Raw genomic sequence first — 23,051 nt, 5'->3', positions numbered from 1 at the left:
TGCCCCCGTAGATATCTCCTGCATCACCGTGAAAGGAGCCACCCAACGTGGCCGTCACTTCCGCCTCGGATGCCTCGCTGGCACCCGTTCCCGAGCGCGCACTTCCCCCGCGCTCCCCGAGCCAAAAACTCGCCTCCATCCTGACTCCCGCCCTGATGATCGCCCTCGCCCTGGTCACCCTGGTCATCGGCCTCAACCTCACCGGGGCACTCTCCCGCGACACCGCGCTGGTGAATCCCGGCAACCTCGTGCTGTGGGGCCTGCCGGTCGCCCGCGTTCTGCACGACCTCTTTGCCAGCGTCACGATCGGCATGCTGCTGCTGGCCACCTTCATCCTGCCCGGCCAGAAGAGTGTGCCCGGACGCACCAGCCGCATCCAGGAGCGCGCCGTGTACTGGGCCGGCTGGGCCGCCTGGACCTGGTTCTTCGCCGCCCTGGCTGTGCTGTTGTTTACCGCCGCCAACACCTTTGGTGAGCCGATCACCGCCCCGTCCTACCTGTCCAATCTGATCCAGTACGTCACCGGGATCGACCTGGGGATCGCGCTGGCGCTCTCGCTGGCCCTGGTACTGGTGTGTGCGATCATCACCACGTTTGCCCGCCGTCTCGCCTGGGTGGCCGCGGCCAACGCGATCGGCGTGCTGGCCCTGCTGCCGCTCGCGCTCTCCGGTCACGCGGCCGGAACCGATGAGCACTCCAATGCCGTCAACAGCCTCGCCGTGCACATCGTCGGTGTGACCGTTTGGGTGGGCGGGCTGATCGCCGTGTTGGTGTTCCGCAATGCCACGCGTAAGCGGTTCCCCGTTGTGGTGGAGCGCTACTCGATTGTGGCCGGCTGGGCCTTTGCCGCGGTGGCCTTCTCCGGGGTGGTCAACGCCTCGCTGCGCCTGACCACGCTGAGCGATCTGTGGACCACCGCCTATGGTCAGCTGCTGCTGGTCAAGATCATCATCCTGGTGCTGTTGGGCCTGGCCGGAGCGCGCTATCGCACCTCGCTGATTCCCAAGCTGCGTCAGGATCCCGCCAGCAAGAAGCTCTTTGTTCGTATGATCATCGCCGAGGTCGCATTCATGGCCATCGCGATGGGGGCCTCGGTGGCCCTCTCGCGCAGCGCCCCGCCGGTGCCGCAGGTTCCGCTGCCCACCTCGGGTGAGGTGGACGATGCGGTGCGTAGCGCCCTGCTCGGCTTTGACGTGCCGCCGCCGGTAACCCCGTGGCGGATGATCACCGAGTTCCACGCCGACTGGTTCTGGATCGCCGTGGCCGTGGTGGGCGCGGGCCTCTACATTCGCACGGTGCTGCGTCTGCGCAAGCGCGGCGATAAGTGGCCACTGTTCCGCACCATCTGCTGGGTGCTGGGCTGTGTGGGGTTGATCTATGTGACCAGCGGTGGCCCCGGCGTGTATGGGGAAACCTCGTTTAGCACCCACATGATCCAGCACATGGGTCTGATGATGTTTGTGCCCCCGCTGCTCGTGCTGGGTGGTCCGGTCCTGCTCGCCCTGCGCGCCCTGCCGGTACGTACCGACGGGAGTCGCGGCCTGCGCGAGTGGATCCTGGTGCTTGTGCACTCCCGCTATCTCAAGCTGCTCTCGCACCCGGCCGTCGCCGGGGTCATCTTCGCCGGCAGCCTGGTGGTGTTCTACTACTCGGGCTGGTTCGAGTGGTCGATGTTCACCCACCAGGGGCACTTCCTGATGACCGTGCACTTCCTCGCCAGCGGCTACCTGTTCTTCTGGGTGCTGATCGGGGTGGACCCGGGACCGGGCCGTCCGATCTACCCGCTGCGCCTGATCCTGCTGCTGGCCACCCTGGCCTTCCACGCGTTCTTCGGCCTCTCGCTGATGTCGGCCACCGACATCCTGGCCGAACCCTGGTGGACGGCGATGCGCTTCACCGACCACGACGCGCTGCTGGCCGATCAGGGTGTGGGCGGCGGCATCGCCTGGGGCGCGGGCGAATTCCCCACCGTCCTGGTGGCCATCGTCGTGGTGGTCCAGTGGATGCGTAGCGAGGAGCGCGCGGCCAAGCGTTACGACCGCCGGGCCGACCGCGACGGTGACGCCGAACTGAACGCCTATAACGCGCGTCTGGCCCAGATCAAGGTCCGCGATGACGCCGCCGATGCCCCCACAACTTCCGAATCCCACACAACCAAGGAGAACTCCTGATGTTGAACACCCATTCCGCCGCGGGTCCGCCCCGCCGAGCGCGCCTCGCCCTGCTGCTGGGCACGCTGGTTGCCGTCCTGTCCGCGGGGATCCTGCTTCCCGCCCACCAGGCGTCGGCCCATGACCAGATTCTTTCCTCCGATCCGGCCCCGAACGCAACCCTGACGGTTGCCCCCGAGAACGTGACGCTGACCTTCTCCGCCACCATCCTCGGCGTGGGAACCAAGGTCCTGGTGACCGATGCGGCGGGCACCGACTGGGTCGAGGGTGAACCCACCAGTGCCGGTGCGGTCGCCACGGTGCCGCTGCGTGCGGGGATGCCCAACGGCGCCCTGACCATCGCCTGGCGTGTGGTGTCCTCGGACGGACACCCGATCAGCGGCACCATTCCCTTCAACCTGGATGCCCCGGCCACCGGTAATACCGAGGGATCCGCGGACCCCAGCGCCCCGGCCGTCGTGACCCCGCAGGAGTCGGCGGCCGCGCAGCCCTCCGCCTCCCCGACGACCACGGTTTCGGCCGAGGACGGCGGCGCGTTTGGCCCCGATTCGCCACTGCGCTACGTTGTGATTGGGATCGGCGGTGCCCTCGTGGCCGCGATTATCTTCCTGGTGGTACGCCTGATTATCACCCGGAAACGTCCCGACAACACCCCAACCGACGACCCCATCAGTACCAAGGAGAACAACTCATGACCGTACGTGCGACCACTCGTGTAGGCCTGATCGCCGCCGCCACCCTGCTCGCCCTGTCGGGGTGCGCCAGCACCGGTGCCGGCACGGCCCCCTCGACCTCGGCCAGCCCGTCCGAGGATGCGGCCACCGAGATGAAGGCTCCCGAGGGTGTGACCTTCACCGACGCCTGGATCAAGGCCGCCCCCGAGGGCATGTCCGCTGTGTTTGGCGAGTTTAAGAACACCGGTGGAACCGACGTCAACCTGACCGCCGCGGGGATCGCCCAGGCCACCCAGGTGGAACTGCACGAGACCGTGGATAACGGAAGCGGTCAGATGGTCATGCGCCCCAAGGAGGGCGGCTTTGTGATTCCCGCGGGCGGAACGTTTGAGCTCAAGCCCGGTGGTAACCACATCATGATCATGGGGCTCACCAAGCCGCTGGTCGCCGGCGACACCGTGAGTGTCATCCTGGCCTTCGCCAACGGAACCGTACTCACCCAGGACGTCCCGGTGAAGGACTACGCCGGCGCCAACGAGAACTACGAGACCGACGCCCCCACGCCCGGCACCGGACACTAGCGTGTCGCGGGGGAACGTCGATAGCGCCGCCACCCCACCCGAATCCGTGACCGAGGCGGAACGGCAGCCTCGTCCGGTTCCGGAGCATTCGCGGGGGCGGATCAGTCGTCGAGGGCTGCTGTTTGGTGGTGCCGTCGCCGGAGTAGGGGCGGCCGCGGCGATCGGGGTGGATGTGCTGACGCGCGCCCCGGCCTCACCCGCGGCCGAACCCACCGAGGTCCCGGATGCCGATCCCGCCGCCGAAACCGTTCCCTTTTTCGGGGAGCATCAGGCGGGCATCGACACCGTGCCGCAGGCGCACACCACGTTTGTGGCGCTGGATCTGCGACCCGACGTGGATCGGGCGGGGATGATCCGGCTGATGCGGATCCTCACCGATGATGCCGCCCGGTTGACCGGCGGGAGGGCCGCACTCGCCGACTCCGAGCCCGAGCTTGCGGTGCTGCCGTCACGGCTCACGGTGACCTTTGGGTTCGGACCCCGGGTCGCCGCCCTGGCCTCGGAAAAGCCGAGCCCCGCCTGGCTGGGTCCGCTGCCCGCGTTCAGTGTGGACCGGCTGGATCCCGCCTATGGGGATGGGGATCTGCTGCTCCAGGTGGGTGCGGACGACCCACTCACGCTGGCACATGCGCTGCGCATGCTCCTCAAGGACGCCCGGAGCTTCACCACGCTGCGCTGGCAGCAGCCGGGTTTTCGGCGGGCACGCGGGTCGGAAAAGGTGGGGACCACGATGCGGAATCTGTTTGGTCAGATCGACGGCACCGTGAACCCGGCGCCGGGTACCCGCGACTTCGAGGACCTGGTGTGGATCGCCGACCGATCCTCCTGGGCCCGCGGGGGCACCGGATTTGTGCTGCGTCGGATCGAGATGGACCTGGATAAGTGGGATCGCCTGGACCGGGAGGGCCGCGAGCAGTCGGTGGGCCGGAAGCTGGATAACGGAGCACCACTCACCGGGTCCCGGGAGCACGATGAGCCGGACTTTGAGGCGAAGACCGTGGTGGGGTTCCCGGTGATTGCCGAGTTCTCTCACATTCGTCGGGCCAGGCTGGCCGATACCTCACGGCGCATCTTCCGACGCGGATACAACTTTGATGCGCCGCCCACGGCCGAGGGGATCTCGCATTCGGGGCTGCTGTTCGCCAGCTATCAGGCGGATGTGGAGCATCAGTTTGTGCCGATCCAGCGCTCGCTGGACGAGCTGGATCTGCTCAATGAGTGGCAGATTCCGGTGGGCTCGGCGGTGTTTGTAATCCCGCCGGGCTGCGCGCCCGACGGCTATATCGGCGAGACGCTGCTGGGCTAGGCATCAAAAACGGCCGTGGGTCGCACCCATTCGGATGCGACCCACGGCCGTTGTGCCGCGTCTAGCGGAAGTTTACAAACTGGAGGTCGATGTCGAGGTCGCTGCCCTTGAGCAGTGCCATGACCGCCTGCAGGTCGTCGCGGCTCTTGGACTGCACCCGCAGCTCGTCGCCCTGAACCTGGCTCTTGACACCCTTGGGACCCTCGTCGCGGATGATCTTGTTGATCTTCTTGGCGTTGTCCTGGGCGATGCCGTCCTTGAGCGAGGACTCGATGCGGTATTCCTTACCGGAGGGGTAGGGCTCGCCGGCATCCAGACTCTTCAGCGAGATGCCGCGCTTGATGAGCTTGGTCTGGAACACGTCGAGGATCGCAAGCGCGCGGTCCTCGGTGTTCGCCTTGATGAGTACCTTCTCGCCGCTCCAGTCGATCGACGCCCCGGTTCCCTTGAAGTCGTAGCGCTGCTCGATCTCCTTCTGGGCCTGGTTGAGGGCGTTGTTCGCCTCCTGCTTGTCTACCTTGCTGACGATGTCGAACGATGAATCTGCCATGGATCCAGTGTAGGCGATCCAGGCCCCCGCGACACGCCCGAAAACCCGGAAACGCGCCGTGCGCGCCCTCGATTTTATATTCGTGTGACTCCGTGGGTAGAATAATGACGCGCCTTCGGTTGGCTGACAAAGTTGGTTGAGCGCGCATTTGGTGGGTTACCCAAGCGGCCAAAGGGATCTGACTGTAACTCAGCTGTCGTAGACTTCGGGGGTTCGAATCCCTCACCCACCACCATGAAAAATCGCCACCGGATTCCGGTGGCGATTTTTGTTTGCGGGGGCCTTTCGTGCGCCGAAACGACAAACGCCACCGGTTTTCCGGTGGCGTTTGTCGTGAGGAGGGGAGGCTAGGCGTTGTCGCCCTCGGCCTCGAGTGCCTGCTGGGCCTTATAGGCGGCGACCTGCTCGGCGTACTCCTTGCGCACGACGTCCATGTCCACGCCGCGCAGCTGCTCGATCAGGTTTTCCAGCGCGGGGGCGGGCAGTGCGCCGGCCTGGGAGAACATGGGGATGCCGTCGCGGTAGGCGACGAGGGTCGGGATCGAGGTGATGCCGTAGGAGCCGGCGAGTTCGCGCTGGTCCTCGGTGTCCACCTTGGCGAAGGTGATGTCGGAGTGCTGCTCGGAGGCCGCCTCAAAAACCGGGGCGAAGTTCTTGCAGGGGCCACACCAGTCGGCCCAGAAATCGATCAGGACGATTCCGTCGGTGACGGTCTCATCGTGGGTATCGGCGGTCATCACGGTGGTAGTCATGTACCCATCCAACCACGAACCCCCGGGGGTTATTCCAGTGGTGTTGCCGGATTGGTCCACGGGCCTATGCGGCCCGCGGGGTCCCGATCAGTGCCAGCGCGTCCTCGCTGAGCATCCGCTCGGGCAGAATAAACACCGTGCGTTCGGCGGTGCAGCGAATGACAACCGTACCGTGCCGACGGGTCACCGTGGTGATCGCGTCCTGTGGCACCGCCGAGGTTGTGAACGGTCCGTCGATGGTGAGTATCCGCGGGTTGATATGCAGCCGCAGCGGGGCCTCCTCGGGCCATCCCACATCGATCACATGCCGGACCCGACGGCGCAGCGTCCCCATCGCCCAGGCACACAGCGCCGTCATGGCCAGGATTATTCCCAGGACGGTGAACCCGACCCCGCTCGGCGTGAAGATCAGCATGAGGCCCGTGAGCAGGAGGGCCAGCGGAAGGACGATCAGCGCGGAAACCTGCAGGGCCCGCGATATATAGGTATCGGTGAGTGCTCGTCGAGCATTCGCCCGGTCCTCGGGGCCAATCCGGATACTGCTGTCGTACACGTTGCCCCCTCGATCGTTATGTACCGTCAACGTATCGGGAACGGGGATGCGTGTGTGTGGGCTGGCACGCGGTGCCGTATGGGCGGTCGGGTCCCTCAGACGTGGCCGCCGCCGGAGCGTGGCACCGCGTGCATCACCTAGCGTGCCGCCAGGAAGGCGTCGATCTCGGCGGCCTCGGGGGCGGTGGCCGGGCCGCGGCGGGTCACCGCGATGGCTGCGGCGGCGTTGGCTCGCCGGGCAGCTGCCACCGGGTCGAGACCGCGGGCGAGCCCGGCGGCCAGGACGCCGCCGTGGGCGTCCCCGGCCCCGTTGGAATCCACGGCCTCCACCGCAAATCCCGGGACCAGGACCGGCTCGGCATCGCCGGTGGCGACCCAGCATCCCAGTGCACCCTCGCGCACGATCACGGTTCCGCCCGGGCGGATGCGTGAGCGCAGCACATCGGCCGCGCCGCGCGCATCGGTACCCGGGGCCAGCAGGCCGGCCTCGCGCTCGTTGGCGCTGAGGATGTCGGTGCGCGCAAACACCCGGGCCAGCAGGGCCGGATCCAGCTCGGTCACCAGGGGAGAGGGATCGGTGATCACCCGGGTCTCGGCAGGCAGCTCATCCAGCCAGATCGGCAGACTTGCCGCGTTGACCGGGTGTGCCAGGCTGTACCCCGAGACGTACACCAGGTCACTGGAGGTGGTGTCCGCCTGCCGGAGATCGTCGAGGGTCAGGTGCCCCTCGGCCCCCACCACGGTCACAAAGGTGCGCTCGGTGCTGGCATCCACGATGGCCACGCAGTAGCCGCTGTCCTGGTCATCCAGTCCGGGCAGCAGGATCTCAAAGCCGCCCGCGTTCAGCGCCTCCCGGACGATCCCGCCGAAGTGCCCCGAGCCGTACTGCCCGGCAAAAACCACCGGTAGACCGTCTCGGCGGGCGGCGACCATCGTGTTGAGGCCGCCGCCGGCGGTGATGTCGGAATCTTGTGCGACGGTGTCGCCCCCGGCCTCGGGCATGGTGGTCACGTTCATGACCAGGTCAACGATCACGTTGCCGGTAAAGATGAGTCGGGGTTCAGACACGGGATGCCTCCTGAAGGCGGGTAATTCGGGTAGTGAGAGAGTTTACTTGCGACCGAGTTCGGGATCGCTGACGGTGCCGCGGGCACCGCCCAGGGCGAGGTAGCCGAGGCCGGCGATCACCAGGGTGACCAGCCAGGCGATACCGCCCTGATCCATCGCGAGCATTACATAGCCCACAACCAGGGCGATGATCCAGACTCCGGTGGCGCGCCATTCGATGCCGCCGCGGTACCAGTAGCGTCCGGCCGGAGACATGTCCAGCAGTGCCTCCGGGTCATACCAGCGGCGACGAATCATGTCGGCCAGGAAGACGCCCAGCCAGGCGGTGATCGGGATCGCCAACAGCGAGATGAACGCGATGAACGGTCCGTAGAAGGAGTCGGCCCCGAGCATGAAGTACAGCGAACCGATCAGGGTCACCACCACATCCACTGCGACCGCGTAGACACGCCGGATCCGGAAACCCAGGGTGATCGTGGTGAGCCCGGCCGAGTACACCGACAGGTGGTTGGAGAGCAGCAGCCCGCCAAACGCGGCGATCAGATACGGGGCGGCCATCCAGGTCGGCAGCAGCTCGCGGATCGCGGCAACCGGGTCGGTGGCCGAGGCCAGCTCGGGGTTGCCGGCGGTCAGCAGCGCGCCCAGACCGATCAGCAGCACCAGCGGGATTCCGGCACCGGCGGCGCTGACCATGATCAGGTGGCCGGCCTTGGCGGAGGCGTGCTGGTAGCGGGCCATGTCGGCGCCGGAGTTGGCCCAGCCGATTCCGGTTCCGGCGGCGATGGTCGCGACCCCCAGCAGTACGGCGCCAAACGAACCACCCGGTGCGGAGAGGACCGCGTGCCAGTTGACGTTGGCGATCAGGAAGATGCCCACAAAGATGTTCAGCGCCCCGAAGATCCAGGTGGCCCACTTCTGGATGACCAGGATCGCGCCGTGCCCGAGGCCCGACACCAGCAGGGTGCAGCCCTCAAACACCAGGATCGCGATGATTGTGAGCACCGGAACCGACTTGGCATTGGCCGAGGAGCCAAACAGGATCGAGAACAGCGACAGCAGCACAAACGCGGCGGTTGTGGTGTTGACGGTTTCCCAACCCCAGCGCGAGAGCAACGAGACAAAGGTGGGTCCCATGTTGCCGCGCGGACCGAAGGTCGCCCGGGACAGGGTCATGCTCGGCGCACCACCGCGGCGACCGGCGATCGAGACCACACCCACCAGGGCGAAGGACCCGCCGGCACCGATCACGGCCACCAGCAGTGCCTGCCAGATATTCAGCGCCTGGACGGCAACCAGGGTGGCACCCAGCGGGATGCCGAGAATCGAGATGTTCGCGGCGAACCACACCCAGAACAGCTCAAATGGCTTTCCGGTGCGCTCGCTGCTGGGGACCGGTTCGATCCCTCGCTGCTCGACGGCGGTGAGCGAGCCGTGTGTGCTCTCACTCATGATGGTCTCCAAACTTCGTTGTGTGAATAGGTTCCGTCGGCGGTTTTCGGGGACGGGAAGGACACCCGCGAGCGGTGTGACGGCGCGAAGAGCGCGGGGAGGAGCGTTCCGAGGGGGAGCGCCTCGTGGGACGGTGAGCGTTCCTAGCGGGAGCGCGTCGTGGGGTGTGTTGGGTTGCGGGGCAGTGTGTAGGGAGGAGCGTTCCTAGCGGGAGCGCAGGGCGAGAAGGGCCTCGCTCGTGTGGGGCAGGTTGAGGGTGTTGACGCGGGTGACTAGCTCGACCGCGTCGCTCGGCCAGGCATCCGGTCCGTGCACGGCACCGAGGACGGCCCCGTGGATCGCGGCGACGGTGTCGGTGTCGCCACCGAGGCCCGCAGCCAAACAGAGGGTGTCCCAGGGGTCCTCGCTGAGCGAGGCCAGGGCGATCGCGGCGACCACCGATTCCTGGGACGCGACCGAGGTTCCGATCACGTGATAGAGGGCATCCTCCCGCTCGGATACGGGAACCGTGGGCAGCCAGTTCAGGGCCCAGCGCAGGCGGTGCGAGATCGAGCCGCCGGCGATCCAGTTCCCGCGCTTCTCGCCCTCGGCCGCCGCGGCAACCGCGATGTCCAGGGCTTCGATGAGGCTCGCCCCGGCCACGCCGGCGCTGACCATCGCGCCCACGGCCGCGGCGCTGGCGATACCCAGCGTGGTGTTGTGGGTGACCTCGGCGGTGTGGGCCACGGCATCCACGAAGTCCGCGATGTTATCCACCGGGTGCGCGATCCCGATCGGGGCCACCCGCATGGCCGCGCCGTTGGTGGTGCCAAACTTGCCCGATTCGGAGGCGGGAACCCCGGCGGTCAGGCGTTCCAGGGCGGCCTTGGTGGACGGACCGAGCAGGTCGAGGGAACCGCGGGCCGCCATGTCGGCCTCCCAGGCGAGCAGGGCGTGGGCGAACTCGGTCACGTTGACCTCGCCGTTGCCGGCGATCAGGTGCTCGGCCAGCAGTAGGGCCTGCTCGGTGTCATCGGTGATCGATCCGGCGGGCATCCCGTGGGCGATCTCCTGGTGCGGCCCGGCGTCGATCATGCCGGTGATGGTGCCGTAGTCGGCGCGGATCTGCTCGCGGGACATCGACTGCGTGGGCATGCCCAGCGCATCGCCGAGGGCGAGACCGGTGAGGCTGGCGAGCGCGCGCTCGCCGGGGGTGGTGTGGGTCATGATCATGCTCCGAAGTAGGTGTGCAGGCGGAAGTGGGCGGGGTCGAGCCAGGAGACAACCTTCTCGATGAAGGCGCCGCCCGAGTCCCGGGTGATCCGAATGCTGTTGAGGAAGAGGTCGCCGCTCGCGCGCTCCAGCAGGGCCGCATCGGCCTCGCTGAGCGGGGTGGCCGATACCCACTGTTCGCCGCTCGCGGGGACGAGCCCGGCCTCGCCCATCGTGGTGGTGAGCGAGTCGCCCACCAGGCCGTGCTCGGGGACGCGGGCGAGCGCACCAATAAAGGGAACGCGGCTGCGCTCAAGCGACACCGGGGTGCCGTCGGGGAGGAGGCGGAGGCGGTCAAGGGCGAGGAACTCCATGCCGGTGGGGGAGACCGACGCGGCCAGCTCGGGGTCCACGATCCGCTCGGCGCGCAGGATCCGCACCGAGGTTTGGATGCCGCCGAGTGCGAGCGCGTTGCCCCAGCTGGCACCCTGGTCCAGGGCGTGGCCGTCGAAGGTGACAAACGAGCCGATGCCGGTTCGGGTGTCCACCAGGTGTTCCTCGGCGAGGGATTCCAGGGCGCGACGGATCGTGCCTCGGCTCACATCGAACCGGTCGGCGAGTTCGTTTTCTCCGGGGAGGAGCTCACCGTTACCGTAGGTGCCCTCAACGATCGCCTCGCGCAGTTGCTGGGCGATTTCGATCCGCTTGAGTGGCTGACGTTTGGGGGTCGGCCCCGTTGCCTGGGTGTTCATATCGATCACTATACGTGTACACAACCTGTACAGCAAGTGTCGGTTTTCCTGTACAGGCTGTTCGGGCCATGGCGGACAACCCGGTCAGACCGCTGGAAGGCACCGTTTCCCCCGTGTTAGGGTCCCGGAAAGCATGACCCAACCAGGGAATCTCCGGGAGGACGCCATGACCATGACAATCCGACTACGCCGTTCCAATAGCACCCGCACCGAGGGGGAAGGGATCGTACGCCGAGCGCTGGCTCGCGATCCCGGGGCGGAAGGCGCGACCATCTACGCGTACACCACGGCCTTTACCACCGACAGCTTCGTAGAGGGATTCTTCGAGGCGCTCGCCGACGCGGGAATTACCCGCGCACATATTTATGGGGCCGGGGACCGGCTCAAGACGCTGCTTGACTGGCACGTGGAAAACGCCGATTCCCCATTCCTGATCACCCACGGACCCGAGCGGCAGGCGTGGTGGTGGGCGTGGGTATCGCTGGTGCGTGGTGCCGGTCCACACGGGCAGCGTCGCGATCCCTGGTTTGAGCGCCTGGGGCACGCCTGGCGGGGGACATTTGGCCGACGGCCACCGGAACGTTAGCGCGTTACCGAGCCTCGGCTGGTTGTCGCCCCGGCTGGTTGATACGCTCAAGGGATCCTGTCCCCGGAGGAAAGCACCCCATGTCCGCACCCCTCAGCGACAACCCGCGGATCCGCGCCCAGCGCCTGATCCGTCTGGCCGCCGCCCGCACCAATCTGCTGTTTGCCGGAACCCGAATCGAGGTGCGTGGACACGGTGATGTGGCCGAGGCGCTGCGCGGTGTCCTCTCCGGGTTTGGTGCTCGACTGGGGGGAACCGATCGCGCACGGCTGGTCTTCCTGGCCGACGACGGCACAGCCGATCCCCGCGCGCTCGCCGCGGAGTTTGCCGTGGCCGCGGGCGAGACCGTGACGCTGCTGGTCTCCGATGATCCCAATACCCGGATCTCCCGCGCCCTCACCGCACGCGGTTGGACCGGTTCCGAACTGCGTGCCGGGGTGGTGGGCTTCGCTCGTGAGGGTCGCGCCATCGGCGCGATCGAAATGTTTGTCACGCCCGGCGCGGATAATGCGGACGACCGGATCGACTGGGCCTGGACGGCGATGCCCGCTACCCACGCCCTGGCCGATGATCTCTCCGGTTCGGGTCTGCTGCGCGGCCGACGGGTAGGGGTCAGCCTGGTGCTGGAACCTAAAACCGCGGCCCTCGCGCTCGCCCTGCGGGACACCGGCGCCGAGGTCGCGGTGTTCTCGGCCGTGAGCGAGACCGACCCGGCGGTGGCCGAGGCGCTCAGCGCCCGTGGCGTTCGAGTGTTCGCTCCCGGCGGCGCGGGGTCCGCCGAGACGGACGCCGACAATGCGGCGGGCATCCTGGACTGGCATCCCGACCTGCTGATTGATGACGGTTCGCACCTGGTGCGCCTGGCCCACACCGAGCGTCGGGGCACCCTGGAAACCCTGCGCGGGGCGGCGGAGGAGACCACGAGCGGCGTGCGTCCGCTGGTCGAGATGGCAGCCGAGGGCGAGCTGCGAATCCCGGTTATCGCGGTCAACGATGCGCGCACCAAGGGACTTTTTGACAACCTCCACGGCACCGGACAATCCTGCGTGCTGGCCATCGCCGACCTGCTGGACCCAGTCGAGAATCCGGGTCGCACGCTTCCACGTCGCGACGTGATCGGGGCCGTCTGGCTGGTCATCGGCTATGGACCCGTGGGTCAGGGCGTCGCGCGTCACGCGGCGGCCCTCGGCGCGCGGGTGCTGGTTCTGGAACGTGACCCGGTCCGCGCGCTCGCCGCCGCCCACGACGGTTATGGGGTTGTCTCCAGCATCGCCGATCCCGAGGTGGACACCGTGGACGTGGTGGTGAGCGCAACCGGTGTGTGGCACACGGTGGGTCTCGATCTACTGAACCGCGTCCGCGAGGATACCGTGATCGCGGTGGCCGGCGGCATCGACGATGAGATTGCGCTGGATGATGCCCATGCCACGGGCTGGACCGTGCGCCGGGTGGAGTCCGATCTGTCCGCATGGTCCGCTCCGGCAACCCAGGCAAAAATCGTCTACGTGCTCGCCGACGGTGGTGGCGTGAACTACACCGCGGCCGAGGGGAACCCGATTGAGGTGATGGATCTGTCCTTCGCGACCCAGCTGGTTGCCCTGCGACAGCTCTGCCGGGACGGTCTCGAACCGGGCCTGCACCCCATCGACACCGCGGCCGAAGCCGAGGTCGCCGCGCTGGTCCTCGAACAGCGGATGGGCCGCACTGCCGTCGACATCCCCACCGAACTGGGCCGCGCGGGTGGTGCCGCGCAGCACTGGAGCACGCACCGGTACCGCTTCGAACCCTCCGCGTAGGGTCCATCTCGCCTGGGAATCCAAGGCATACCCAGGGCAGGGGGTGTGCACGGATGGCCCGAAACGTAGGCTGGTGAGGGCTCACGAAAGGAGCCCACCATGACCGAAAAAATCGGCGCGACGGACGGTACCGCCGAGGCCATAGAGATCACGAAAACCCCCGAGGCTGCTGAGCTTGCTGAGACCGCTTCGGCCACGGAGGCCGCCGTGCACGTCGCATTTGCCGACGCGGCCCTGGCGCTTGCCGGGCACGAGCTCTCGGACCCCGTGCTGCGCGCACTGCTCGAACGTGTCGCGCGCGGCGAGCTGGACGCCTCGGCCGCCGTGGCCGAAATGCGACGCCATGTGGGGGCCTGATGTGTGCGGCGGAACGAAGCTATACCTGGGAGGACTACTACATCCCGGGAACTCAGGTGCTGCGAAACCTGTTCACGGGGCACGAAAAACCGTTCGGTGAACCAAATGAATCGCTTCTTGACCTCTTGGAAACCGGGGCAACCGCGTTCCGCCTGGCCGAGCTGTCGATTCGTCCGGTTTCTGGACGATTCGACTATGCCCATATGAAGGCGATTCATCGACACCTTTTTCAGGACGTCTATGAATGGGCAGGCCGTGAACGAACCGCCCCCACGCAGGGCCCCATGACCAAGGCGGGGCATCGTTATTACCCGCCGGGCCGGGGCTCACGGCCGCCGCCCATGCGGAATTCACCCGGCTGGAGCGGCGGGATTATCTGCGTCGGCTCACACGAGATCGGTTTATCTCGGAGCTTGCGGAAGTATGGGGAGAGCTGAATATCGTTCACAGTTTCCGCGAGGGGAATACTCGCACTCAACTGGTATTTTTTGCCCAGCTCTCGCAGCGGGCGGGATACTTTTTGGTAAGTAGACTCTTCACCATTGGGTCACCGCTTCGGGAACGGTTTGTCCACGCGCGGTTTTATGGCCAAGATACGGGTGATCACCGGCTGCTTGGGACCGTGCTGGAAGACGTAATCTTCGTCTCGCCGCTCGAGACTACCCAACGCTAGCCGTCACAACGCCCGCCGGCTGAAAACCACGTTGGGCTGGACCCACCGTTTTAGCAACCACGGGTCACGGCCCGGTTGGCTCCGGGAACAGCGCCCCACGGCCCCCGATGTGATTCGGCGGACAAAGCGGATTATGATCGAGAGTGTCCGCCCACAGTGGTGCGTAGGGCTCACCCGCCCGGCTCACCCCGTTTTCACGGTTGCACCCACCCGGTGCGATTCGGTTCGGGGGCGTCTCCCGCCGCAACTGCGCGCCCCATCCACGGGATGTGCGCCGCTCGGGCAGTCTGGGCCGAAGTCCGCCCCATCCCGAGCCGAAGGAACACATGTCTGTCGCCCCCGCCCCCGTCGTGGTCTACACCGCGGGACTCGTGCTGCCCGTCACCGGGCCTGCCATCCCCCACGGAGCCGTCGCCGTGCGCGGCGACCGCATCCTGCACGTCGGTGACAGCGCCTGGGTGCTGGCGGCCCTGACCGACCAGGGCATGGAGTTTACCGAGGAGTTCTGGCCCGGCGTCCTGACCCCCGGCCTGGTCAACGCCCACACCCACCTTCAGTACACCGGCATGGCCAAGGTTGCCAGCCTGCACTACAACGGGTTTGACGACTGGGGCGACTCCTTCGACGAGGCCTACGGCACCGGCGACCACGATTGGGCCGCCGCGGCCGCCGAGGGTGCCGCACTGTCACTGGCCGCGGGTGTGACCGCCGCCGCCGACGTGGTTACCGATACCGAGGCCGCCAGCGCCCTGCACGATGCCAACATGCACGGCATCGCCTACTGGGAGGTCTACGGCAAGAGCAACCAGGACTGGACCATCGAGGCCCGCAACGAGGTCCTCGAACAGGTGCGCAAGCTCCCCACCCCGCCCGGTGCCGGCGTCTCCCCGCACGCTCCCTACTCGCTGGACGTGAAGCCGCTGCTCGACATCCCCGACCTCGTCCGCGAGCAGGGGATGCGCCTGCATATCCACCTGGCCGAGGCTCACATGGAGCGCGAACGCGAGGTGGGTGGCGACGAGTGGCCCGCTCTCGGGGCCGACAGCTTCCGAGCCCTGCGTCTACGCGGCATCGGCGTATCCTCGGTGCAGTATGTGGATCACCTGGGTGTGCTCGGGCCGGACTGTCATATTGCCCACGGCGTATACGTCAACGCCAAGGACCGTGCCCTGCTGCGTGCGCGCGGCACCAGCGTCGCCCTGTGCGTCCGTTCCAACGAGATCATCGGCCTGGACATGCCACCGGTCGCCGACTACCTGCGCGAGGGCAGCGCGATCGCCGTCGGCACCGACTCGCTCTCCTCCTCGCCGAGCCTCGACCCGATGGACGACCTGGCTCTGCTCTATAAGGTGGCCCGTCGACAGGGCTACACCGAGGCGGACCTGCACGAGCGTCTGTTTGCCGCCGCGACCCTGGGTGGTGCCACCGCGATGGGGCTCAACGTGGGCAAGGACCGGATCGGTCAGCTCGTGGTGGGTGCCCTCGCCGACCTCGCCTTCTTCGACATTCCGGTGACCACCCCCGCCGAAACCCTCGCCGATCTGGTCGAGGGTGGCGGCGGGCGAGTGGCCCGCACGATCATCGCCGGAGTGGAACGCTTCCGCCGAGAGGACTCGAAATGACCACCTCACCCCTGATCGCCCAGCTCGATCTGGCCCCGCACCCCGAGGGCGGCTGGTACCGACGCACCTTCGCCTCGAACCACCCGGTGTCCACCCCGGGCGGGGAGCGTCCGGCGGCCACGGTCATCCACTTCCTGCTACAGCCCGGCGAGGAGGCCGCCTGGCACGTGGTGTCGAGCGATGAGATGTGGCTGTGGCATGGTCCCGGCCCGATCGAGGTGCACTTCGGTGGCACCGGTGCCGAGCCCACGCATACGGAAACCCATGTCCTGGATGCACCCGGCACCCCCGGTGCCCAGCAGCAGGTCCTGGTCCCCGCGGGAGTCTGGCAGCGGTCGCGTCCGCGCGATCGCGACGGCCTGGTGAGCTGCCTGGTCAGCCCCGGCTTCGACTTTGCCGACTGGCGTCTCGCCGCCGGATCCGACCCGTCTGTGGCTGCCGATACCGCCGCCGCGGGCACGACGCACGGGCCCGGCGACGCGGCTCCCACCGGCGGCTAGCTTCGGGCTTCCCGAAACATTGGTGGCAATCGCCCCGCCGCCACGTACTCTTTAACGCACCCCCAACGATCCCTACCCCGACCGCACACAGGAGAACCAGAATGTCTCGCAAAATCACCCTGGGCGTCATCGCCCTGGCCGCCGCCGCAGCGCTCGCGCTGACCGGCTGCGCATCCGGCGGCGGCAACGCCGGCGACACCGTCACCCCCGGTAAGCTGACCATCGCAACCGGTGAGCCCGCCTACTCGCCGTGGACCGTCGACAATAAGCCCGAGAACGGCGAGGGCCTCGAGCCCGCCGTGGCCTACGCCGTGGCCGAGAAGCTCGGCTACAAGAAGGAAGACGTCGTCTGGGTGCGCACCACCTTCGACGGTGCCATCGCTCCGGGTCCCAAGGACTTTGACCTCAACCTGCAGCAGTACTCGGCCACCCCCGAGCGCGAAAAGGCCGTGGACTTCTCCAGCCCCTACTACGTCACCAAGCAGTCGGTAGTGACCACCAAGTCCTCCAAGTTCTCCGGTGCCAAGAGCCTCGCCGACCTCAAGGACGCACACATCGGTGTGGCCGCCGGGAGCACTGCGCTGAACATCGTCAAGGAGGAGATCAACCCCTCGACCGAGGTGCAGGTCTTCAACAACACCGATGACCTCGCCGCCGCCGTGAACAACGGTCAGATCGACGCCCTGGTCACCGACGTGCCCACCGCGTTCTACATCATCGACTCCGAGCAGGTTAAGGACGGCGTCAACGTCGGCCAGATCGACACCACCAAGGGCGGCGACGAGCTCTCGATCCTGCTGCCGAAGAACTCGGCGCTGACCAAGAAGGTCACCGAGGCCGTGGATGAGCTGCGCAAGGATGGCTCCCTGGACAAGTTCGCTCAGAAGTGGATCGCCGATAAGGGCGCTCCGGTTCTGCCGAAGAAGTAGGGCCAGAATCCGCGTGAGCAGTACCTCGTCATCCGTGCCCGGCGCACCGGCATTCAGCCCCTCGGGGGTTGAGCTGGACCGTCGTCGTTACCGTCGCACCCAGGGCAAACGCTCGGTGCTGATCAGCGTCGCCTCAACCGTGATTTTTGCGGTGGTGGTGCTCGGGGTACTGTTCAGCAGTTCCGGCTGGCCGCAGGTTCAGGAATCGTTCTTCGACTGGAAGACCATGGTGTCCTCGGTCGGTCCGATCCTGGTGGGTCTGTGGCTGAACATTCAGGTCCTCGTGGTTGCGGCCATCGGGGTGGCGATCTTCGGATCCCTGCTGGCGATTGCCCGCACCCTGCGCGGCCCGATCTTCACCCCGATTCGCCTGCTGGCCGCCGGATACACGGATATTTTCCGTGGTGTTCCGGTCCTGCTGGTGCTGTATTTAGTGGGTTTTGGTCTGCCCGGACTGAACCTGTTTGATCGGATGCCCGCGCAGTTCTGGGGCACCATCGCGCTGATCCTCTGCTATTCGGCCTATGTGGCGGAGGTGTTGCGAGCGGGCATCGAGGCGGTGCACCCCTCGCAGCGCCTCGCCGCCCGGGCGCTGGGTCTCAGCCACGCCAAGACCCTGCGTCTGGTGGTCATGCCCCAGGCCGTGCGGAAGGTCACCCCGGCCCTGATGAACGACTTCGTGTCGATGCAGAAGGACGTGGGCCTGATCTCGGTTCTCGGTGCCGTGGATGCGATTCGCGCCGCCCAGATTCAGGTCGCTCAGGAGTACAACTTCAGCCCCTACGTGGTGGCCGGCATCCTGTTTGTGCTGCTGTCGCTGCCGATGATTCGTCTCACCGACTGGTACACGGCGCGAGCGCAGAAGCGCGAGCAGATCGGAGGGGCGGTATGACCTCGTCCACTACGCCCGTCCTGCGGGTAGATAACGTCTGGAAACTGTTTGGCGAGCACCCGGTGCTGCGCGGAATCTCGATGGAGGTTGCCGCCCACGAGGTGGTGGTGCTGATCGGTGCCAGCGGTTCGGGTAAGTCCACGCTGCTGAAGACGATCAACCTGCTGGAGCCGGTCAATGACGGTCAGATTTTCCTCGGCGACGAGGACATCACCGATCCCCAGGTCAAGCCGGACGCCGTGCGTGCCCAGGTGGGTGTGGTGTTCCAGCACTACAACCTGTTCCCGCATATGAGCGTGCTGGCAAACGTGGCCCTCGCCCTGCGCCAGGTCCACGGACAGGACAAGGCCACCGCCGAGGCGCGCGGCCTGGAACTGCTCACCCGGATCGGCCTGGGGGACAAGGCGGGCGAATACCCCGACCGGCTCTCCGGCGGTCAGCAGCAGCGCGTGGCCATTGCCCGGGCGATTGCCAGCGATCCGCGTCTGCTCCTGCTGGATGAGATCACCAGCGCCCTCGATCCGCAGCTCGTGGGGGAGGTGCTGGACCTGGTGCGTGAGCTGAAGAAGTCCGGCAGCACCATCCTGATGGCCACCCACGAGATGGGCTTTGCCCGTCGTGTGGCCGACCGTGTGGTGTTCCTCAAGGACGGCGTGATTGTCGAGGCCGGCACCCCCGAGCAGATCTTCGAGAACCCGCAGAACCCCGCCACCCGGGAGTTCCTGGCGCGGGTACTGAACCCGCTGGGGTAACCGGCGACACCGGAACACACGTGCACGCGGCGGGACACGGGCAAAACTGGCCCCGGGTCCCGCCGCGTGACAGTATTAACGCTATGTCCACACGTGAACTTCAGGATCTTGCCCGTGACATCGCCGTGGAGGCCGCCGCCCTGGCGCGCGCCCGCCGCGAGGAGGGGGTTCGGATCGCCCAGAGCAAGTCGTCGCCCGAGGACATTGTGACCGCCGCCGACCGTGAGGTCGAGGCCTTTGTGCGCTCGCGCCTGGCCGAGCTGCGCCCCGCCGACGGTTTCTTCGGTGAGGAGGGCGGCGCGGAATCGGGCAGCTCGGGCCTCACCTGGGTGGTTGACCCGATCGACGGCACCGTCAACTATGCCTACGGCATCCCCAACTACGCGGTCTCGGTGGCCGTGGTCGAGGGCGAAGCCGACCCCCACACCTGGACCGGCCTGGCCGGTGCCGTGGTGAACCCCGCCTCCGGCGAGACCTACCTGGGTGCGCGCGGCGAGGGTGCCACCCTCAACGGACGGACCCTGCACCGCGGGGATGTCCATGTTGACCTTAACCTGGCCCTGGTCGCCACCGGATTCTCCTACTCGGCCGAGCGTCGCATGTGGCAGACCGGCATCATGCAGCAGATGATGGGACGCGTGCGCGACTACCGCCGGATGGGTGCCGCCTCCCTCGACGGTGTGGGTGTGGCCGCCGGTTACACCGACGTGTACTACGAGGTCGGAACCAAACCCTGGGATCACGCCGCCGCCACCATCATCGCCCGCGAGGCCGGTATCCGTGTCGAGGGTATCCGCGGTGCCGCCCCCGGTGCCGAGCTGGTGTTGGGCGCGCTGCCGAGCCTGTTTGATGAGGTTCACGACCTGTTGATCGAATTCGGCATCGAGGGCTAAAACCCGCCCTTGCGGCCCCGACCCCATCCCCGCTAGCATAACGATATTCGTTATGTAGTGGGGGTGGGGTTTTGATGTTTGGGTTGTTGTTACCCGCGGTCGCGGTGTTACTGGTTGTGCTGATGGTTTTCTTTTCGCGCTCGTCCCGTACAGCACCGCTTGGAGAACTCGAGGGCTCCGAGTACACGCGGTTGCGCTGGACCCGCAACCTGGCCGCGATCTTTGCCGCGGTCTGGGGGCTGGGGTCGCTGGTGCAGGCCGCACAGATGCTGTGGGCACCCGCGATTGAGCTGACCCTACCGGTCTGGTCATTCTGGCCCAAGATTCCCGCGGGAGTCGAGGTCAACCAGACCACCGCGACGGTGGTGGACGGCACCATCAGTCAGGTGGTGGCCACGGTTGAGGGGTTGAACCTCGGGACGCGTGCACTGCTTGCGGGTGAGATTCTGCTGTTGGCCTCGATGGCGGTGGTCGCGCTGATCGGTGTGGTCCAGATCTGCGCCGGGTTGCTACGCGGGGAGGCATTCCACACCCGCATCGTCTCGTGGCTGCGCGCCACCGCCTGGGTGTTCCTCGCCGCGGGGATCGGGTCTCAGGTTGCCGGCCAGTCTGGCCGCAACCTGGCTTCGGCCCAGGCCTTCGACGTGCACTCAGGCTCCTGGCCCGACAGTCTGCCCTTCGAATCGTTCGAGGACGTCCCGGGTATTTTCCGGCCGGGATTCGGGTTCTCCCTGGAGTTCTGGCCGATCGGGGTGTGGCTGGTGCTGATGGCGCTGGCCACCGCATTCAGTGTGGGATCGCGATTGAGTGCGTCAAATCGCCGGCTGAAGAGCGAAATCACGGGGTTGGTATGAACGCGGCCGTGATCTGGATCATCCTGATGTATGTCCTGGGTGGTGCCGTACTGCTTGCGATCCTCGGGGTGCTCTTCTGGCCGGCTAAGCGCTCGGACCCCAACGCCCTCACCCTCCGGCGGGTGGTTGTGACCCGCGTCATCGGCCAGTTGACCGTGGGGTTTGGCATCCTCGGGGCGGTGGCCAGCGTCGGCAAGACGCTGTGGTCACCGGAGACGCGGGTGGAGCTGCCCGGTGTCACGCCGTTTCCCGACGTTGTCGGGGCCGACGGCGTGAGGATCCTCTGGGGTGGCTTTGACCACGCCGCCTTCACGATGGAGGGGGCCGATTTCTGGGGCCGGTTCTGGCTCGCCGTGGACGGGGCACTGATTGCCGCACTGTTTGTGACGGCGGGATTCGCGGTCATCCGGATCTGCGATGCGCTGCTGGCGGGCACCCCGTTCCAGGCGCGCGTGGTGCGGTGGCTTCGGATTACCGCGTGGGTGGGGCTGGGAGCGGGACTGGGCGCACAGCTAGCCAACTATTTTGCCCGTCACCTGATCGCCGGTCAGCTTGAGGGGGCGCTGCCCGTCCACATCCTGAATGCCGATAGCTCGGGGATGCTGAACCGCCAGTTTCTGGCCAGTTCGCAGGCGTTCACCCCGGATTTTTGGCCGGTCGGGCTGTGGTTGGTGCTGCTCGCGCTGGCGGCTGCCTTCGGGATCGGCGCCCGGTTGCAGCGTGACAACCGCGGGCTACGACGCGAGGTGGAGGGCCTGGTTTAGATGCCGCCGGAGGAGGAGAGCGGGATCGTTACCGCGCTGGATGAGCTGTTGATCGCGCGGGGGATGACCCTGGTGGAGCTGTCGAAGATTGTGGGGGTGAGTGTGGTGAACCTGTCGATCCTGAAGAATAACCGTGCGCGGGCGATCCGCTTTTCCACGCTGAGCGCGCTGTGTCGGGCGCTGGAGTGCGAGCCGGGCGACCTGCTCAAACTCGATCCCGAGGCATAAAAACAGCCCCCATCGGAACGGGGGCTGTTTTGTATGGGCAGAAGTGGCTACTGGCCCTGGGACTTGTACTTGGCCCCGAGTCGAGCGGCGTCCTTTGGCTACTGGCCCTGGGACTTGTACTTGGCCCCGAGTCGAGCGGCGTCCTTCGGCTACTGGCCCTGAGACTTGTACTTTGCTTCGGTGGCGTCCTTCTCCGGTGCCCACCAGGCTTCGTTGTCGCGGTACCAGGCGATGGTGTCCGCCAGGCCGGCTTCGAAGTTGGAGAACTGCGGCTCCCAGCCCAGCTCGTTGCGCAGACGGCTGGAGTCGATTGCGTAGCGCAGGTCGTGGCCGGGACGGTCGTTGACGTGGTCGTAGGCGTCGCGCGGCTGGCCGAGGCCCTCGAGGATCATCTCGACGACGTCCTTATTGTTCTTCTCGCCGTCGGCACCGATCAGGTAGGTTTCGCCGATGACGCCCTTTTCCAGGATGGTCAGCACGGCCGAGGAGTGGTCGTTGGCGTGGATCCAGTCGCGCACGTTCTCGCCGGTGCCGTAGAGCTTGGGACGCTCGCCGCGGAGCACGTTGGTGATCTGACGCGGGATGAACTTCTCGACGTGCTGGTAGGGGCCGTAGTTGTTGGAGCAGTTGGAGATCGTGGCCTGCAGGCCGAACGAACGCACCCAGGCACGCACCAGCAGGTCGGAACCGGCCTTGGTGGAGGAGTAGGGGCTCGAGGGGTTGTAGGGGGTCTCCGAGGTGAACTTGTTGGGGTCGTCCAGCTCCAGGTCGCCGTAGACCTCATCGGTGGAGATGTGGTGGAAGCGTGTGTTGTGCTTGCGGGCGGCCTCGATCAGCACATAGGTGCCGATGATGTTGGTGTCGAGGAACGGACGCGGGTCGTTCAGCGAGTTGTCGTTGTGGCTCTCGGCCGCGTAGTGCACGACGGCGTCGTGGGAGGCCACCAGGCCGTCAACCAGCTCGGCATCCTGGATGTCGCCCACCACGAGCTCGAAGCGGTCCTCGGGGAGGCCGGCCAGGGAGGCACGGTTGCCCGCATAGGTGAGCTTGTCGAGCACGGTCACCGTGTGATCGGTGTTCGCGAGGACGTAGTGAACAAAATTAGAGCCGATAAACCCGGCACCGCCGGTTACAAGAAGTCTAGACACGCCCTTGATAC

At 66.7% G+C, this 23,051-nt stretch carries 26 protein-coding genes and 1 tRNA gene; 19 read left to right on the top strand and 8 right to left on the bottom strand.

Annotated elements, in window-relative coordinates; translation table 11 throughout:
• Positions 1-47 precede the first annotated feature (47 nt).
• Genes M2390_RS07735 through M2390_RS07720 form a run of 4 tightly spaced genes read left to right on the top strand, consistent with a single transcriptional unit; the run spans position 48 to position 4,732 of the window.
• A complete protein-coding gene (locus M2390_RS07735) occupies positions 48-2,171 on the top strand; it encodes a bifunctional copper resistance protein CopD/cytochrome c oxidase assembly protein (RefSeq protein WP_259177884.1) in 2,124 nt (707 codons plus the stop codon).
• Positions 2,171-2,866: a copper resistance protein CopC gene (locus M2390_RS07730; RefSeq protein WP_259177883.1), complete on the top strand. Its 696-nt coding sequence runs from the start codon at positions 2,171-2,173 to the stop codon at positions 2,864-2,866. Before M2390_RS07735 ends, M2390_RS07730 begins: the two co-directional genes overlap by 1 nt.
• Complete coding sequence (locus M2390_RS07725; RefSeq protein WP_259177882.1) at positions 2,863-3,426, top strand: copper chaperone PCu(A)C; 564 nt, start codon at positions 2,863-2,865, stop codon at positions 3,424-3,426. The genes M2390_RS07730 and M2390_RS07725 overlap by 4 nt, the downstream gene beginning before the upstream one ends.
• Positions 3,427-3,472: 46 nt before the next feature.
• Positions 3,473-4,732, top strand: a complete 1,260-nt coding sequence (locus tag M2390_RS07720) for a Dyp-type peroxidase (protein ID WP_259178069.1) — start codon at positions 3,473-3,475, stop codon at positions 4,730-4,732.
• A gap of 61 nt (positions 4,733-4,793) precedes the next feature.
• Here M2390_RS07720 and M2390_RS07715 read toward each other — a convergent pair whose 3' ends face one another.
• Positions 4,794-5,282 (bottom strand): YajQ family cyclic di-GMP-binding protein, encoded by a 489-nt coding sequence (locus M2390_RS07715; RefSeq protein WP_121689404.1) that lies wholly within the window; start codon positions 5,280-5,282, stop codon positions 4,794-4,796.
• A 150-nt stretch (positions 5,283-5,432) separates the two neighbouring features.
• On the opposite strand from M2390_RS07715, the gene M2390_RS07710 reads away from it, so the two are divergent.
• Positions 5,433-5,517: transfer RNA gene (locus M2390_RS07710), tRNA-Tyr, on the top strand.
• A gap of 112 nt (positions 5,518-5,629) precedes the next feature.
• Here M2390_RS07710 and trxA read toward each other — a convergent pair.
• From trxA to M2390_RS07680, 6 genes are all read right to left on the bottom strand, one after another.
• Entirely contained in the window at positions 5,630-6,034 is a 405-nt protein-coding gene (gene trxA / locus M2390_RS07705) for a thioredoxin (protein WP_259177881.1), read from the bottom strand.
• Between the two features lie 64 nt (positions 6,035-6,098).
• Positions 6,099-6,587 carry a hypothetical protein gene (locus tag M2390_RS07700; protein WP_259177880.1) on the bottom strand — a complete coding sequence of 163 codons (489 nt, stop codon included), beginning with the start codon at positions 6,585-6,587 and terminating at the stop codon, positions 6,099-6,101.
• Between the two features lie 137 nt (positions 6,588-6,724).
• The gene (locus M2390_RS07695) at positions 6,725-7,654 is read right to left on the bottom strand and encodes a PfkB family carbohydrate kinase (RefSeq protein WP_259177879.1); all 930 of its coding nucleotides are present in this window, start codon (positions 7,652-7,654) and stop codon (positions 6,725-6,727) included.
• A gap of 42 nt (positions 7,655-7,696) precedes the next feature.
• Positions 7,697-9,103, bottom strand: coding sequence for a cytosine permease (locus M2390_RS07690; RefSeq protein ID WP_259177878.1), 1,407 nt, complete (start codon positions 9,101-9,103; stop codon positions 7,697-7,699).
• Positions 9,104-9,307: 204 nt separating this feature from the next.
• On the bottom strand, positions 9,308-10,309 hold the full coding sequence (locus M2390_RS07685) for an ADP-ribosylglycohydrolase family protein (RefSeq protein ID WP_259177877.1): 1,002 nt from the start codon (positions 10,307-10,309) through the stop codon (positions 9,308-9,310).
• A 2-nt stretch (positions 10,310-10,311) separates the two neighbouring features.
• A complete protein-coding gene (locus tag M2390_RS07680; protein ID WP_121689397.1) occupies positions 10,312-11,046 on the bottom strand; it encodes a GntR family transcriptional regulator in 735 nt (244 codons plus the stop codon).
• Between the two features lie 166 nt (positions 11,047-11,212).
• On the opposite strand from M2390_RS07680, the gene M2390_RS07675 reads away from it, so the two are divergent.
• The 14 genes from M2390_RS07675 (at position 11,213) to M2390_RS07610 (ending at position 21,892) form a co-directional block, all read left to right on the top strand.
• Positions 11,213-11,632: a hypothetical protein gene (locus M2390_RS07675; protein ID WP_259177876.1), complete on the top strand. Its 420-nt coding sequence runs from the start codon at positions 11,213-11,215 to the stop codon at positions 11,630-11,632.
• A gap of 80 nt (positions 11,633-11,712) precedes the next feature.
• Positions 11,713-13,428 (top strand): adenosylhomocysteinase, encoded by a 1,716-nt coding sequence (locus M2390_RS07670; RefSeq protein ID WP_259177875.1) that lies wholly within the window; start codon positions 11,713-11,715, stop codon positions 13,426-13,428.
• A 99-nt stretch (positions 13,429-13,527) separates the two neighbouring features.
• Positions 13,528-13,785 carry a hypothetical protein gene (locus tag M2390_RS07665; RefSeq protein ID WP_259177874.1) on the top strand — a complete coding sequence of 86 codons (258 nt, stop codon included), beginning with the start codon at positions 13,528-13,530 and terminating at the stop codon, positions 13,783-13,785.
• 56 nt (positions 13,786-13,841) lie between these two features.
• Entirely contained in the window at positions 13,842-14,222 is a 381-nt protein-coding gene (locus M2390_RS07660; RefSeq protein ID WP_259177873.1) for a Fic family protein, read from the top strand.
• Positions 14,144-14,458: a Fic family protein gene (locus M2390_RS07655; RefSeq protein WP_310503974.1), complete on the top strand. Its 315-nt coding sequence runs from the start codon at positions 14,144-14,146 to the stop codon at positions 14,456-14,458. Before M2390_RS07660 ends, M2390_RS07655 begins: the two co-directional genes overlap by 79 nt.
• A gap of 326 nt (positions 14,459-14,784) precedes the next feature.
• The gene (locus tag M2390_RS07650; protein WP_259177872.1) at positions 14,785-16,080 is read left to right on the top strand and encodes an amidohydrolase family protein; all 1,296 of its coding nucleotides are present in this window, start codon (positions 14,785-14,787) and stop codon (positions 16,078-16,080) included.
• Positions 16,077-16,580 carry a cupin domain-containing protein gene (locus M2390_RS07645; protein WP_259177871.1) on the top strand — a complete coding sequence of 168 codons (504 nt, stop codon included), beginning with the start codon at positions 16,077-16,079 and terminating at the stop codon, positions 16,578-16,580. The genes M2390_RS07650 and M2390_RS07645 overlap by 4 nt, the downstream gene beginning before the upstream one ends.
• Before the next feature lie 101 nt (positions 16,581-16,681).
• A complete protein-coding gene (locus M2390_RS07640; RefSeq protein WP_030149258.1) occupies positions 16,682-17,509 on the top strand; it encodes an ABC transporter substrate-binding protein in 828 nt (275 codons plus the stop codon).
• A gap of 13 nt (positions 17,510-17,522) precedes the next feature.
• Positions 17,523-18,401, top strand: a complete 879-nt coding sequence (locus tag M2390_RS07635; protein ID WP_255505698.1) for an amino acid ABC transporter permease — start codon at positions 17,523-17,525, stop codon at positions 18,399-18,401.
• Positions 18,398-19,153 (top strand): amino acid ABC transporter ATP-binding protein, encoded by a 756-nt coding sequence (locus M2390_RS07630; RefSeq protein ID WP_259177870.1) that lies wholly within the window; start codon positions 18,398-18,400, stop codon positions 19,151-19,153. The genes M2390_RS07635 and M2390_RS07630 overlap by 4 nt, the downstream gene beginning before the upstream one ends.
• Positions 19,154-19,236: 83 nt before the next feature.
• Positions 19,237-20,046, top strand: coding sequence for an inositol monophosphatase family protein (locus M2390_RS07625; protein WP_030149261.1), 810 nt, complete (start codon positions 19,237-19,239; stop codon positions 20,044-20,046).
• Between the two features lie 122 nt (positions 20,047-20,168).
• A complete protein-coding gene (locus tag M2390_RS07620) occupies positions 20,169-20,900 on the top strand; it encodes a hypothetical protein (protein ID WP_259177869.1) in 732 nt (243 codons plus the stop codon).
• Entirely contained in the window at positions 20,897-21,664 is a 768-nt protein-coding gene (locus M2390_RS07615) for a hypothetical protein (RefSeq protein ID WP_259177868.1), read from the top strand. Before M2390_RS07620 ends, M2390_RS07615 begins: the two co-directional genes overlap by 4 nt.
• Positions 21,665-21,892: a helix-turn-helix transcriptional regulator gene (locus tag M2390_RS07610; protein WP_030149264.1), complete on the top strand. Its 228-nt coding sequence runs from the start codon at positions 21,665-21,667 to the stop codon at positions 21,890-21,892.
• Positions 21,893-22,041: 149 nt separating this feature from the next.
• On the opposite strand, the gene rfbB is transcribed toward M2390_RS07610, so the two are convergent.
• The gene (gene rfbB / locus M2390_RS07605; RefSeq protein WP_030149265.1) at positions 22,042-23,040 is read right to left on the bottom strand and encodes a dTDP-glucose 4,6-dehydratase; all 999 of its coding nucleotides are present in this window, start codon (positions 23,038-23,040) and stop codon (positions 22,042-22,044) included.
• Positions 23,041-23,051: the final 11 nt, after the last annotated feature.

This window comes from Mycetocola sp. BIGb0189, from assembly GCF_024810155.1.
Lineage (GTDB): Bacteria > Actinomycetota > Actinomycetes > Actinomycetales > Microbacteriaceae > Mycetocola > Mycetocola lacteus.
Note: the sequence above shows the minus strand (reverse complement) of the source record. Positions and strands in the feature narration are given on the sequence as shown.